This window comes from Amycolatopsis sp. Hca4, from assembly GCF_013364075.1.
GTDB lineage: Bacteria > Actinomycetota > Actinomycetes > Mycobacteriales > Pseudonocardiaceae > Amycolatopsis.
Map to the genome: position 1 here is coordinate 7676527 of NZ_CP054925.1, position 13910 is coordinate 7690436.

A 13910-nucleotide genomic window follows, 5' to 3' on the forward strand; every position below is an offset into this window, starting at 1 on the left:
GGAATTTCGTGCGCAAGGAGGCATCACGCGTGATCCAGCGGGCATCACGCGTGATTGGAGGGGCATCACGCGTGATCAGAGGGTCGACTCGCGTACCCGGGCGGTCGGTTTGCGTACCTGGAGGGTCGGATGGCGAACCGACCCTCCAGGTACGCGGGCCGACGTTGCAGGTACGCGGGCCGACGCGTGCGGTACGTCAGCCGAGGGACCAGAGGCGGGCGTAGGGGCCGTTGGCGGCCAGGAGCTCGGGGTGGGTTCCGGTCTCGACCACGCGGCCGTGGTCCAGGACCACGATGCGGTCCGCGCGGGCCGCCGTGGCCAGGCGGTGGGCGACCACGAACGTCGTGCGGCGGCGGGCGAGGGTCTCCGTTGCGCGGAGGACCGCCGCCTCCGTCGAGGGGTCGAGGGCCGCCGTGGCCTCGTCCAGCAGCAGGATGTCCGGGTCGACCAGCTCCGCCCGGGCCAGGGCCACCAGCTGGCGCTGGCCCGCCGACAGCGAGCGGCCGCGCTCGCCCACCGGCTGCAGGAAGCCCGACGGCAGGGCCGCGATGCCGTCCAGCGCGCCCACCGCGCGGACCGCCGCCTCGACCTCCGCGTCGGAAGCCGTCGGGCGGCCGTAGCGGACGTTGTCGGCCACCGTGCCCGAGAACAGGTGGGCCTCCTGGGGCACCACGCCCATCCGGCGGCGCAGGCCGGCCAGGTCGTACTCGCGGACGTCCGTGCCGTCGATGCGGACCTCGCCGCCGGTGGCGTCGTAGTAACGGGCCACCAGCTTCACCGCCGTCGACTTCCCGGCGCCGGTCGCGCCGACCAGGGCGATCGTCTCGCCCGCCGCGACGTCCAGCGAGAACTCCGCCAGCGCCGGGGCCTCGGCGCCGGCGTAGGAGAACTCGACCTCCTTGAACGAGACCTCGCCCCGCAGCCGGTCCGGCACCGCGACCGGCTTCTCCGCCGCCGGCACCGACGTCGGCGTCCGCAGCAGGTCGCCGATCCGGTTCAGGCCGACGCTCGCCTGCTGGTAGCCGTCGAACACCGCCGACAGCTGCTGGATCGGCGAGAAGAACTGCTGCAGGTACAGCAGGAACGCGAGCAGCACGCCGACCGACAGCGTGCCCGCCGAGACCCGGTTCGCGCCCACCACCAGCACCGTCGTGGTCGCCAGGTCCGACAGCAGCGCCACCAGCGGGAAGTACGTCGCCACGTACCGCTGCGCCCGCAGCCGCGAGCGCCGGTAGTCGTCACTGCGCGAAGCGAACGCCTGCGCGGAGCGGTCTTCGCGCGTGAACGCCTGCGCCACGCGCAGCCCGCTGACGTTCTCCTGCATGTCCGCGTTCACGACGCTGACCCGCTCACGGGCCTCGTTGTACGCCTTGGACGCCGACCGCCGGAAGACCACCGTGGCCGCCGCCAGCACCGGCACCATCGCCAGCGCGTACAGTGCCAGCCCGGCGTCGGTGACCAGCAGCGCCGCCGTGATCCCGGCCAGCGTCAGCGCGCTGACCACCGCGGTGGCCAGCCCGGTCTGCAGGAACGTCGAGAGCGCGTCGACGTCCGTCGTCATCCGGGTCATGATCTTCCCGGACAGCTCGCGCTCGTAGTAGTCGAGCCCGAGCCGCTGCAGGTGCGCGTAGCTGCGGACGCGCAGCGCGTACAGCACCGTTTCGCCGACCCGGGACGTCAGCCGGGTCTGCGCGAAGACCACCAGCCAGTCGGCCGCGATCACCGCGGCGCCGATCCCGGCGGCCAGCCACACCGTCCACTCGACCCCGGCGCGCACGCCGTGGTCGACGCCGAACTGGTACAGCCCCGGCAGTGCGATCGACGCCAGCGCGTCCGCCGCCACCAGCGCGATCACCACGGCCAGCGGCCAGCGGACCGGCCGCAGCAGCCCGGCCAGCCGGAACCTGGGGTCGGGTGCGGTGACGTCCACGCCCGGCAGCCGCGGCTCGTCGACCGACGGCGGGAGCTTGCGCACGCCCTCGATCAGCTCCGGCGTCGGCGGTACGTCGAGCTTGCCGCCCCCGCCTACGAACCCGCTGCTGTTGGGGTCGCCGCCGCGCAGCCGCGCGGCCTCGGCGAGTGCGTCGACCTCGTCGCGGCTCTCGTCACGCGGCCACAGCGACGGCGTGGTCCCGTCCTGGCCGCAGTCCAGGCCCTCGCAGCGGTGCTTCTCCTCGACGTCGTCACCCGGGCCCGCCACCAGCTCGCGGAACAGCGGGCAGCGCGCCATCAGTTCGGCCTCGGTGCCGACGTCGACCACGCGGCCCTCGTCCAGCACCGCGATCCGGTCGGCCAGTGCCAGCGTCGACCGCCGGTGCGCGATCAGCAGGGTGGTCCGGGCCTCGGTGACCGACCGCAGGGTGTCGTAGATGGCCGCTTCGGTGACGGTGTCGATGGCCGAGGTGGCGTCGTCGAGGACGAGGATCCGCGGGTCGGTGATCAGCGCCCTGGCCAGCCCGAGCCGCTGCCGCTGCCCGCCCGAGAGCGTGAGCCCGCGCTCGCCGACCAGCGTGTCGTAGCCCTCCGGCAGCGCGCGGATGAAGCCGTCCGCCTCCGCCGCCCTGGCCGCCGCGACGACCTCCTCCTCGGTGGCGTCCGGCCTGCCGTAGGCGATGTTGTCGCGGATCGACGAGGAGAACAGGAACGCTTCCTCGAACACCACGCCGATCGCCTGCCGCAGCTGCCGCAGCGGGACGTCGCGGACGTCGAGGCCCCCGACCCGGACCGCGCCCTCGTGCACGTCGTAGAACCGGGGCAGCAGCAGGGAAATCGTCGACTTCCCCGAGCCCGCGGTGCCGACCAGCGCGAGGGTCTCGCCCGGGTTCGCGGTGACCGAAAGCCCGTCCAGCACCGGCTCGCTGCGGGTGTAGCCGAACCGGACGCCGTCGAGCTCCACGCCCAGCGGCCCCTCCGGCAGCGGCCGCGCATCCGGCGCGTCGACGACGTCGGTCTGCGCGTCGATCAGCTCGTACACCCGCTCGGCGCCGGCGCGGGTCAGCTGCGCCTGCACGACCAAGCCGGACAGCATCCGGGCCGGCCCGATCAGCGTGGCGAGGTAGGTGGCGAAGGCCAGGAACGTGCCGAGCGTGATGGACCCGTTCAGGGCCAGCACACCGCCGATGCCGAGTACGGCGACCTGGCCGGCGGCGGGCAGGGCGGCCGTGGTCGCCGTCGGGACCGCGGACAGCTTCGCCGCGCGAAGCCGCTCCCCGAACAGCTTGCGCGCGGTCGCCTCCAGCTTCGAGACTTCCCGCGCCTCCTGGCCGAAGCCCTTGACCACCCGGACGCCGGTGACGGTCTCTTCGACCTGCTGAGCGACGTCGGCCGCGCGCTGCTGCGCCGACCAGGTGGCCGGGAAGAGCCGCTTGCGGCTGCGCGCCACGATGATGCCGACCGCCGGCGTCACGACCAGCGCGATCAGCGTCAGCACCGGGGAAAGCCACAGCATCGCGACGAACGACAGCAGCGCGAAGACCACCGAGCCGAACGACAGCGGCACCTGCATCAGGATCCCGGTGACCAGCTGCAGGTCGGAGATCGCGCGCGAGGCCACCTGGCCGGTGCGCAGCGCGTCCTGCTTTCCGCCGTCCAGCCGCGAAACGGCGTTGAAGACGCGCTGGCGCAGGTCGTGCTGGACGTCGAGGGCGAGCTTGCCGCCGAGGTAGCGGCGCGCGAACGCGGTGCCGAAGGCGACCAGCTGCAGCGCCACCAGGAAGACGGCGATCCCGGGCAGGGCTCCGGTCTGACCGGCCACTGCGTCGTCCACCGCCGTGCGCACCAGCAGCGGGCTCGCGGCCTGCACGCCGACACCGACCGCGGCGGCGAGCAGCGACAGCACGACGAGCACGCGGTGCTCCCACGCCGCGGCGGACAGCCGGCGGATCCAGCCGGCCGTCTCGACGGGTGGGAGCTCTTGACGGGAGCGAGGCGGAGCAACGGTCACGTTGTGACAGTAAGCGCCACCACCGACAAAATATTTCCCCGAACGCCGCGAAGGCCACCTCAAGCAGCTCGAGGTGGCCTTCGGCGACGCGAGAACTACGTGATGTCGCGCTTCTGGTTGCCCGCCCAGCCGAGTCCGAAGAAGACCATCGTCCACGCGAAGAAGATCAGTGCCGACGCCCACCACGAGATGACGCCCGGCGCGCCCGCGGCCAGCTGCAGGCCGAGCGCCGACCAGTGGTCGACCCCGCCCGGCAGGTTCAGCGAGTTGATCCCGAAGGCGTCCGCCGCGATCCCGCCCACGATCCCGTTGGCGGTGCCGTTCGGCAGGATCCCGCCCAAGATGTCGGCCGGGCCCCAGAGCGAGACGACCAGCACGTTCTCGATGATCAGGAACCACACCAGGAACAGCACCACCGCCAGCGGCACGTTGCGCAGCACCGCACCGAACCCGATGCCGAACAGCGTCACCAGCACCGAGGCCAGGATCGTCCCGCCGAGCGCGGCCAGCCACTGGCCCGCGCTGGGCCACCGGGTGGAGTCGACCGAGGCCATCACCGCGATCGCCGAGACACCGGCGCTCACCACGCCGTAGATGGCGCCCCAGCCCACGTAGGTGAGCATCTTCGCGGTCAGCGCGGTGACCCGGTTCGGGGCCGTCAGGAACGTGGTCGTGATGGTTTTGCTGCGGTACTCGCCGGCCAGCGCGAAGACGCCGAACAGGCCGGGGATCAGCTGCGCGATGTTCACGCCGTGCGCGAACGCCAGCAGCCCGACCGGCAGCTGGCCCGCCTCCAGGCCGACCGCCCTGGCGATCTCGCGGGCGTCGGAGCTGCCGATGTAGTCGACGAAGTTGTTCGTGATCTTGCCCCAGGCGAAGGTCAGCCAGAACGCCACCAGCGCCAGCGGGATCAGCAGCACCCACCACGTGTTCAGCGAGAGCGTCTTGCGGAACTCCGCCTTGATCAGGTTGCCCATCACTGCTGCGGTCCTCCCCAGTACTGCTGTTGCTGCTGCGGGCCCGACGGCGGGCCCTGCTGGTAGTGCTGCTGGTACTGCGGCGGCTGCGGCGGGTAACCGGGCGGCGGGCCCTGGTACTGCGGCTGCTGCGGCGGGTAGCCGGGCGCGCCGCCGGTGTACTGGCCCTGGGTGAGCTGGAAGAACATCCGCTCCAGGTCGGCGTGCTCCTCCTGCATCCCGTAGACCGCGATCCCGGCCTTGGCGGCGATGTCACCGATCTGCTGCACGCTCGACCCGGCGACCGCGACCCGGCCGTCCGGCGTCGGCGACACCCCGGTGATCCCGTTGTCCTGCAACGCCTTCACCAGCGCCGACGGGTCCGCGGGCTGCACCAGCACCCGCGACTGCTGGCTCTTGCGCAGCTGCTCCAGCGGGCCGTAGTAGCGCGTGACGCCCTGGCTGATGATGACGACCTGGTCGATCAGCTGCTCGACCTCGTTGAGCAGGTGGCTCGACACCAGCACGGTCCGCCGCTGCTCCCGCGCGTAGGAGCGCAGGAAGTTGCGCAGCCACAGGATGCCTTCGGGGTCGAGGCCGTTCGTCGGCTCGTCGAGCACCAGCACCTGCGGGTCGCCCAGCAGCGCCGTCGCCAGCGCCAGCCGCTGCCGCATGCCGAGGGAGAAGCCGCCCGCCTTGCGGTCCGCGGCGCTGCCCAGGCCCACCAGGCCGAGCACCTCGTCGGCCCGGCGGTCCGGCACCCCGATGGCCGCGGCGTACACCCGGAGGTGGTTGCGGGCCGTGCGGCCCGGGTGGAAGCCCTCGTTCTCCAGGACCGAGCCGACCACCCGCGCCGGGTTCCCGAGCTGCGAGTGCGGCCGTCCGTTGATGGTCGCCGTCCCCGATGTGGGTGTCACCAACCCGAGCAACATGCGCAACGTCGTCGTCTTGCCGGCGCCGTTCGGGCCCAGGAAGCCCGTCACCGAACCGGGTTCGACCGTGAAGCTGAGGTTCTGCACGGCGTTCACTGCGCCGAACCGCTTGCTCAGGTTCTGCACCACAATCCGGCCACTGCCGTCGTGCATACCGTCCCCTAACGTTCCCCGCTGATGCGGCGTCATCCTGCCCTACCGGCGCCGCCCGCGCGCACGGAACGGCCGAGAGCGACCTTCATCACTTTCCGCTACCGGCCGGTGGCGGCTTCGAGGGCGCTGACCAGACGTTTCCCGATCTTCGGTCGATCAACTTGGTAAAGAATTCGTGTGACTTGCCGACCCGGTGCAGCGAACTCCGCCAGAGCCCTCTAAGCTAGGACTCGGCGGCCCGCTCCCAGTGACCCCCAGGCTGGTTGAGCGGGTCGCCCCTTCGTCTCTGCATCGCGGCTTCGCCGCTCATGTCGCCTTCGTCGTGTCTCCCGGGGGCCGAGCCCCCGGACCCCCACGGTGCCTCTGGCTCGGCTCCCAGCCCTGCCGTGGCTTCGCGCGGGTGCGGCAGTGGGTGCGCGGGTCTGTGGCATCGTGGCGCGATGCGGATCTTGCTCGTCGAGGACGAACGGCGGCTGGCCGAGGCGCTGCGGGCCGGGCTCACCGCCGAGGGGTATGCCGTCGACGTCGTCCACAACGGGCGGGATGCGCTCTGGCACGCCGACGAACACCCCTACGCCGCCATCGTGCTGGACATCATGCTGCCCGGGCTGAACGGCTACCGCGTCTGCCGCCGGCTGCGGGAGCAGGGCAACAGCACGCCGATCCTGATGCTCACCGCCAAGGACGGCGAGGACGACGAGATCGAAGCCCTCGAAACCGGGGCCGACGACTTCCTCCCCAAGCCGTTCTCCTACGGCGTCCTGCTCTCCCGCCTGCGCGCTCTGATCCGCCGCGGTGGTGCCACCCGTCCGGGTGTCCTCAAACTGGGGGACCTCGAACTCGACCAGGCCGGCCGGACCTGCCGGCGCGGCCCGGCGGACATCCCGCTCACCGGCAAGGAGTTCGCCCTGCTCGCCTACCTCATGCAGCGGCCCGGGCAGGTCGTCACCAAGGCCGAGCTGCTCGACAACCTCTGGGACTTCGCCGCGTCCGCCACGGCCAACCTGGTCGAGGTGCACGTCAGCGCCTTGCGGCGCAAGATCGACGTTCCGTTCGGGGTCGAGACCATCCGGACCGTCCGCGGCGCCGGTTACCACGTGGTGACCGCGGGTGCGTGACCCCGAAAAGGGGAGCGGGCTCCTGCCGCGGTGCGACAGGAACCCGCTCGGGTGAGGTAGGTCAGGCGAGGACGGTGTCCAGCGGCGTGTGCGGCAGGTCGTGGGCCACCGCGACCGGGCCGTTGGTCAGGGCACCGGCGTGCGTGTTGAGGCCCTTCGCCAGCGCGGCGTCGGCCTGCAGCGCGGCCTTCCAGCCGTGCTCGGCCAGCTGGACCGCGTACGGCAGCGTGACGTTCGTGAGGCCGTAGGTCGACGTCCGCGGCACCGCGCCCGGCATGTTCGCGACGCAGTAGAAGACGGACTCGTGCACGGTGTAAGTCGGGTCGTCGTGCGTGGTCGGGCGCGAGTCGGCGAAGCAGCCGCCCTGGTCGATCGCGATGTCGACGAGCACGCTGCCCGGCTTCATCCGGGCCACCAGCTCGTTCGAGACCAGCTTCGGCGCCTTCGCACCGGGGACGAGCACCGCGCCGATGACCAGGTCGGCCTGCAGCACGGACTCCTCGACCGAGAGGCGGTTCGACGTCACCGTGCGGATGCGGCCGCCGAAGTCGTTGTCGATCTGGCGGAGGCGGTCGACGTTGGTGTCCAGGATCTCGACGTCGGAGCCGAGGCCGAGCGCGACGCGGGCGGCGTTGAGGCCCGCGACACCGCCGCCGATGACGACGACCCGCGCCGGGTGCACGCCGGGGATGCCGCCGGGCAGGACACCGCGCCCGCCGCTGGGCTTCATCAGCGAGAACGCGCCGACCTGCGGGGCCAGCCGGCCCGCGACCTCGGACATCGGGGCGAGCAGCGGCAGCGCGCCGTTCGCGGTCTGCACCGTCTCGTAGGCGATCGCGGTGGTGCCGGCGGCCAGCAGCGCGTCGGTCAGCGGCCGGTCGGCGGCGATGTGCAGGTAGGTGAAGAGGACCTGGTCGCGGCGGAGACGCCCGTACTCCTCGGCGATCGGCTCCTTGACCTTGAGGACGAGCTCGCCCTCGGCCCAGGTCTCGTCGGCGGTGGCGAGGATCTTCGCGCCGGCGGCGACGTACTCGTCGTCGGTGATGGAGGAGCCCACGCCCGCGCCGGTCTCGACGAAGACGTCGTGCCCGCGGCCGACCAGCTCGTGCACCCCGGCCGGGGTCAGCGCGACCCGGTATTCGTGCTTCTTGATCTCACGGGGAACGGCGATACGCATGGTCGGCCTCCTGGGTCGGTCTTGCGTCCGGAATCGATGTGGTGCTGGCACTCACGGTGAACCACCCGGACGGCGGTGTCATCGTGCTCTCCGGACAATTCTGGGCGGTATTCGTGGTGCTCGCCGGACAGCCCCTTGACCTCAACTTCACTTGAAGTTGCACCGTTCGGGGATGCGTGCGGTGTGGTTGAGGGAGTTCGGCGGTCCGGAGGTCCTGGTACCGGGGGAGGCGCCGGACCCGGTGCCCGGGCCGGGGCAGGTGCTGGTCGAGGTGGCGTTCGCGAACACCACGTTCGTCGAGACGCAGTTCCGGTCGGGGGCGCCGGGGCCGTTCCGGGCGGCGCTGCCGGTGATCCCGGGCAACGGCGTCGGCGGAGTGATCAGCGCGGTCGGCGCGGGGGTGGACCCGGGGCTGGCGGGCCGGCGCGTGGTCACGTCGACGGGCGGCTCGGGCGGGTACGCCGAGCGCGTCGCGGTGGCCGCGGAGGCGGTGTTCGAGGTCCCGCCCGCCCTGTCGCTCGACGCGGCGGTGGCGCTGCTCGCGGACGGCCGGACGGCGACCGGGCTGGTGCATGCGACCAGCATCCGCCCGGGCGATCGAGTGCTTGTCGAAGCCGCGGCCGGTGGCGTCGGCGGCCTCCTGGTCCAGCTGGCGAAGGCCGCGGGGGCGGAGGTGATCGGCGCGGCGGGCGGCCCGGCGAAGGTGGCGCGCGTGCAGGGGGCGGACGCGGTCGTGGACTACCTGCGGCCGGACTGGACGGCCGCGGTGGGACCGGTGGACGTGGTGTTCGACGGCGTGGGCGGGGCGATCGGAACGGCGGCGTTCGGCCTCCTCCGCCGCGGCGGCCGGATGGCGCTGTACGGCCTGGCGGGCGGCTCGTGGGCCGAAGTGTCCTCTGAGGACGCTGAGGCGCGGGGAGTTTCCTTGGTGCGCTCGATCGGTTCGCCGGATCAGCTGCGCGCGTTCACGGAATCGGCGTTGGCCGCGGGGGCGGCGGGCACGGTGGTCCCGGTGATCGGCCAGAGGTTCCCGCTGGAGAAGGCGGCGGACGCCCACGCGGCGATCGAGTCGCGCACGACAGTGGGGAAGACGTTGCTGGTGCCGTGATCGACGAATTCCTGGCCCGGCCGCTGACGGCCAGGGTGGCGACGGAAGGGCCGACGATCCGGCCGACTTGGTACCTGTGGGAGGACGGCGCGTTCTGGATCCTCAGCGGGCCTTGGTCGCGGCTGCCGGGGTTGGTCCGTTCGCGGCCGCGGGTCGCGGTGGCGGTGGATGTTTGTGAGCTCGACACGGGGGTGGTGGTGCAGGTGCTGGCTGGTGGGGATGCCGCGGTGCGGCCGTTCGACGTGTCGCGGGGGCGGCGGAAGCTGGTGCGGTACCTGGGGAGTGATGAGGATCGGTGGGATCCGCGGTTCCGGGAGTACCTGCATGGGGATGTGGGGGCGGTCTGGGTGTACCTGCGACCCTCGCGGCTGGTGATGAAGGATTTGAGTTATTCCACTTAGGTCGGGCTTGGCGGCGACGATGCCGCCGCCGAGGTGCGGTCATGCGGGCGTAAATGCCAGGCCTAGGTGCTTTTTTGCCGCCCAGCCGAGAAGATCACCGCGCCCCACCCATCCCTGGGGGACGAGCCCCGCTCAGTCTATCGGCCCGCACTGACGGTTTCGGCGATTTGGCTAGCTGGGGCCGGGTTTGTCCACAGCCGGTGCAAGTTGTGGACAGCCGGGTCTTGCGGTCGGGAGTGGGGCGGGAAAGCTATGCACAGGAAGGAAACCGCGGAGGCGTGGAAAGCCGTCGGATGAGACTGCGAGCCGACCACAGGCACCCGAAAGCCGTGCAGGCCGCCGCCGCGGGAATCCGGCGCGGTGCGCCGACCACTGATGCCAAAGAGCTGTGGAGGCCTTCGTCGCGGGAGTCCGGCGCGTGCGCCGAACACGGGGCCCAAAGAGCTGAGGGGACCTTCGTCGCGGGAGTCCGGCGCGTGCGCCGAACACGGGGCCCAAAGAGCTGAGGGGACCTTCGCCGCGGGAGTCCGGCGCGTGCGCCGAACACGGGGCCAAAGAGCTGTGAAGGCCTTCGTCGCGGGAGCCCAGCGCGGCCGAACACAGAGCACCGAAGAGCCGTGGAGGCCACCCAGGGGAAGGCCCTCGCGACTTCCCGCCACAGGAAGGCGGGGAGCGTCACACGCCAACCACAGGGGCCCGAAAAGCCGTGGAGGCCTCCTCGAACGAGAAGGCCTCCACGAACTTTCCGCCGCGGGAAGACGGACAACTCAAGCCCGGTACGCCGACCAAGCGCTCTGCATCCGCGAGTTCTGCCCCGCCGTGAACTCGTACATGCAGCTGTCGTAGCTGTAGTCCATGAAGTTGTGCACCGGGTCCTTGCCCGCCGACGAGCAGGTGTCCTTGTTCGTCGGGCAGCCCGAGGTTGCCGTGGCCTCGGCCGGGGTGTCCGACACGTAGTCGCCCGATCCGGAGCAGCCGCCCTGGAACGTGTGGTATAGGCCCATCCAGTGGCCGACCTCGTGGGTTGCCGTGTCGCCCTCGTTGTAGTTCGTCGCCGAGCGGCCCGGGAGGGACTCGTCGAGGATCACCACGCCGTCCAGCTTCGGCTGGCTCTTGTAGTTCGACGGGAACGTCGCCCAGCCGAGGAGGTCGTCGCCGAGGTTGGCCGTGTAGATGTTCAGCGCGTTCGCGCCGCCCTTGCGGAGCGCGTTCTTCATGTTGCGCTCGGCCGTGGTGCCGTCGGTGATGCCGTTGTACCAGGTGGAGTTGTTCGTGTAGTCGGTGCTGACCAGCGAGAAGCTGAAGCCGCTCGGTGCGTACGCGCTGTTCAGGACCGAGATCTGCTTGCTGATCGTCGCCGCCGGCAGGTTGCCGGTCGAGCCGCTGGTGATCACGTGGAAGTACACCGGGATCGAGGTCGCGGCGGCGCGGGCCGAGAACGCCGTGCGCTTGCCGGCGAGCTTGCCCTGCAGGTCCGCTTCCATGCGGGCCGCTTCCGCCGGGGACACCGTGTCGGCGTGGCCGTCCTTGCTGCGGTCCGCCGCGTGCGTGGGGGTGAAGCAGTCGCCGCTCGGCGCCGCGACGGCGCTCCCGGCTCCTGCGGCCGGGACGGCCAGGGCGACGAGGGAGAGCGCGGACACCGCACCCAGCTTGACGGCCCGACCGAACCGCTCCGAACTGCTCATGGACGAACTCCTCTTGCCACGACCCGGCTACTCCGGGTGGTGTAGAGAAAATGCGGCACGGGATCCGGCGAATCCACCATCTTTCGGCGGGAAAAGACAATCCGAACGATCGGCGCGATCCATGCGGAGTAACGCATAAGTCGAGCGTTGGGCCGAACGGCCCATCAGCTCCAGCGCACGGCGACGAGCTGGGTCAGCAGCGCCAGCCGGACGTCGGGGTCGTCGAGGTCCAGCGGGACCAGTTCCAGCAGCTTCCGCATCCGGTACCGCAGGGTGTTCGGGTGGATCCGCAGCTCGCGCGCGGCCGCCCGCGGGTCGCCGGGGTGCCGCAGCCACTCGTAGAGCGTCTCGACGTACCCGGCCTTGCCCGATTCGTCGTGCGCGCGGAGGGTGCCCAGCGGGCCGAGGTCGGCGACTCGCGCCGCGGCCGCCGCCGTCGCGCCGCGGTGCAGCGTCAGCGCCGTCCACGCCTCGTCGAAGGCGATCACGCGCTCGGTGAGGATCTCGGCGCGCAGCAGGCCGAGGGCTTCGTCGGCCTGGGCGCGGGACGCCGAAAGGTCGCCGAGGCCGCCGGGGGAGCCCGCCGCCGCGCGCGGGACGCCGCCGCGCCGGGACGCCGGTTGCGCCGCCAGGGCCTGCCGCAGCTCGGTCCAGCCGCCCGGCCCCGGCCGGTCCGGCACCACGGCGTAGAGCAGCCCGGCCAGCTCGGTCGCCACCGGACGGCTGCCGATGCCCTGGGAGATCCGTTCGAGCAGGGCGAGCCGCAGGCCCTCGGCGTCGCGCCCGTCGCCGCCGGTGACCTCGATGACGACCACGCGGTGCGGCTCGTCGGACAGGTCCAGCTCCGCCATCGCCTTGCGCGGGTTCGCGCTGCCTTCGAGCACCGCGCGCAGCAGCTCGGCCGACGCGCGGCGCTGGGCGTCGGTGTACGCGCGGCGCCGCAGCAGGTGCAGCGCGACGACCGGGGCGGCGTCGGCGAACGCGGCCGCGCGCTCGTCGGACACCGGCCCGGCGACCACCGCCCACATCGACCCGAGCAGCTCGCCGCCCATCCGGATCGGCACGATCAGCCGCGGCAGCGTGCCGTCGCGCTGGGCGGGGACGAAGATCGTCTGCCGTCCGCGCGACAGCTCGCGGAACACCCCGCGCGAGCGGAACCGCGCGAGGACGTCGTCGGGGATGCGCCTGCCCATGATCGTGGCGACGCGCGCGGGGTCGGTCAGGTCCTGGCGCGCGGAGTAGGCGAGCACGCGCGAGTTGGTGTCCTCGATGGTCACCGGCGCGTCGACCACGCTCGCCACGGCGTCGGCCAGCCGGAACAGGTCACCCGACCCGGGGCCGAGGTCCTCCGACTCGTCGGCGAGGGCGTCGAGGACGGTCCGCAGCAGCCAGACGAGCTGCGCCCACGACGTCGCGGCGTGCACCTGGATCAGCGCGATCCCGCTGGCCTTCGCGGCCCGTTTCACCGGTGGCTTCGCCGCCAGCGGCGGCTTGAGCAGCACGGCGGCGGCGCCCTGCGCGGCGCTCTGCTTCACCAGCTCGGCGGCGTCCGCGGGCCCGGTGGTGGCCACGCCCAGCACGAGGTCGCCTGCGGCCAGGGTGAGGGCCCCGCCGGGTTCGGCGATGACGACGTCGGCGACCGCGGGCGAGTCTTCGGGCAGCTGGAGCGCGTGGAGCAGCGTCGGCCCCACCCGATCGACCACGCTGCGCACCGAAACCACGGGAGCATTCTCGCCGAGAAACCGCCGGAAGGCTCGGTAGGGTCGCCGGGTGAGCGATGCCCGGAAGATCGTGGAAAGCGGTTACGACACCGTGGCGCAGCGCTACCTCGAGTGGAGCGCGCGGATCCCGGACGACCCGCGGCGGCGGTTCACCGCGGAGCTGACCGGCAGGCTCGACGACGGCGCCCGGATCCTCGACCTCGGCTGCGGGGCCGGTGTGCCGAGCACCGCCGCGCTCGCCGAGCGGCACGACGTCCTGGGTGTCGACCTCTCCGCGGCGCAGCTGGAGCTGGCCCGGCGGAACGTCCCCGGCGCGCGCTTCGAGCAGGGCGACATGACCGGACTGTCCTTTCCGGACGGCAGCTTCGACGCCGTGACGGCGTTCTACTCGGTGCTGCACGTGCCGCGGGAGGAACAGGGCGCGCTCTTCGCGCGGATCGCCGGCTGGCTGCGCCCCGGCGGCCGGTTCCTGGCCGCGCTCGGGTGCAGCGAAGCGAACGGCGTCGAGGACGGCTGGCTGGGCGCGCCGATGTTCTTCAGCAGTCACGCCCCGGCGGAGAACCGGCGGCTGCTCGAAGCGGCCGGGTTCACCCTCGAGGTGGACGAGACCGTGACGATGCGGGAACCGGAAGGCCCGGCGACGTTCCACTGGGTGCTCGGCAGGCGCTGAGCCGCCGGGGGCCTGCCGGGGCGGTGGCGGGCGGTTGCACCACCCC

Annotated in this window: 10 protein-coding genes; 4 read left to right on the forward strand and 6 right to left on the reverse strand. The window is 72.1% G+C overall.

The genetic code is table 11. From position 1 onward, the window contains the following. Positions 1-196 precede the first annotated feature (196 nt). The 3 genes from HUT10_RS34790 to HUT10_RS34800 all read right to left on the reverse strand — a co-directional run bounded on the left by HUT10_RS34790 (position 197) and on the right by HUT10_RS34800 (position 5984). The gene (locus HUT10_RS34790) at positions 197-3943 is read right to left on the reverse strand and encodes an ABC transporter ATP-binding protein (protein ID WP_176175058.1); all 3747 of its coding nucleotides are present in this window, start codon (positions 3941-3943) and stop codon (positions 197-199) included. A 95-nt stretch (positions 3944-4038) separates the two neighbouring features. Further along, positions 4039-4920, reverse strand: a complete 882-nt coding sequence (locus HUT10_RS34795; protein ID WP_176175059.1) for an ABC transporter permease subunit — start codon at positions 4918-4920, stop codon at positions 4039-4041. Further along, positions 4920-5984: an ABC transporter ATP-binding protein gene (locus HUT10_RS34800; RefSeq protein ID WP_176175060.1), complete on the reverse strand. Its 1065-nt coding sequence runs from the start codon at positions 5982-5984 to the stop codon at positions 4920-4922. The genes HUT10_RS34795 and HUT10_RS34800 overlap by 1 nt, the downstream gene beginning before the upstream one ends. A gap of 440 nt (positions 5985-6424) precedes the next feature. Here HUT10_RS34800 and HUT10_RS34805 point away from each other — a divergent pair, with 440 nt between their 5' ends. Then, complete coding sequence (locus tag HUT10_RS34805; RefSeq protein ID WP_176175061.1) at positions 6425-7102, forward strand: response regulator transcription factor; 678 nt, start codon at positions 6425-6427, stop codon at positions 7100-7102. Positions 7103-7163: 61 nt separating this feature from the next. On the opposite strand, the gene ald is transcribed toward HUT10_RS34805, so the two are convergent. Continuing rightward, the gene (ald, locus tag HUT10_RS34810) at positions 7164-8279 is read right to left on the reverse strand and encodes an alanine dehydrogenase (RefSeq protein WP_176175062.1); all 1116 of its coding nucleotides are present in this window, start codon (positions 8277-8279) and stop codon (positions 7164-7166) included. Between the two features lie 172 nt (positions 8280-8451). Between ald and HUT10_RS34815 the strand changes: the two genes are divergently transcribed. Both HUT10_RS34815 and HUT10_RS34820 read left to right on the forward strand, forming a co-directional pair. Further along, complete coding sequence (locus tag HUT10_RS34815) at positions 8452-9387, forward strand: zinc-binding dehydrogenase (protein ID WP_176175063.1); 936 nt, start codon at positions 8452-8454, stop codon at positions 9385-9387. After that, positions 9384-9788, forward strand: a complete 405-nt coding sequence (locus HUT10_RS34820) for a pyridoxamine 5'-phosphate oxidase family protein (protein ID WP_217709663.1) — start codon at positions 9384-9386, stop codon at positions 9786-9788. Before HUT10_RS34815 ends, HUT10_RS34820 begins: the two co-directional genes overlap by 4 nt. 767 nt (positions 9789-10555) lie before the next feature. On the opposite strand, the gene HUT10_RS34825 is transcribed toward HUT10_RS34820, so the two are convergent. Both HUT10_RS34825 and HUT10_RS34830 read right to left on the reverse strand, forming a co-directional pair. Next, positions 10556-11473, reverse strand: a complete 918-nt coding sequence (locus HUT10_RS34825) for a zinc metalloprotease (protein ID WP_176175064.1) — start codon at positions 11471-11473, stop codon at positions 10556-10558. Between the two features lie 164 nt (positions 11474-11637). Beyond that, positions 11638-13194 carry a CdaR family transcriptional regulator gene (locus HUT10_RS34830; RefSeq protein ID WP_176175065.1) on the reverse strand — a complete coding sequence of 519 codons (1557 nt, stop codon included), beginning with the start codon at positions 13192-13194 and terminating at the stop codon, positions 11638-11640. Between the two features lie 49 nt (positions 13195-13243). Here HUT10_RS34830 and HUT10_RS34835 point away from each other — a divergent pair, with 49 nt between their 5' ends. Continuing rightward, entirely contained in the window at positions 13244-13864 is a 621-nt protein-coding gene (locus HUT10_RS34835) for a class I SAM-dependent methyltransferase (RefSeq protein WP_176175066.1), read from the forward strand. Positions 13865-13910: the final 46 nt, after the last annotated feature.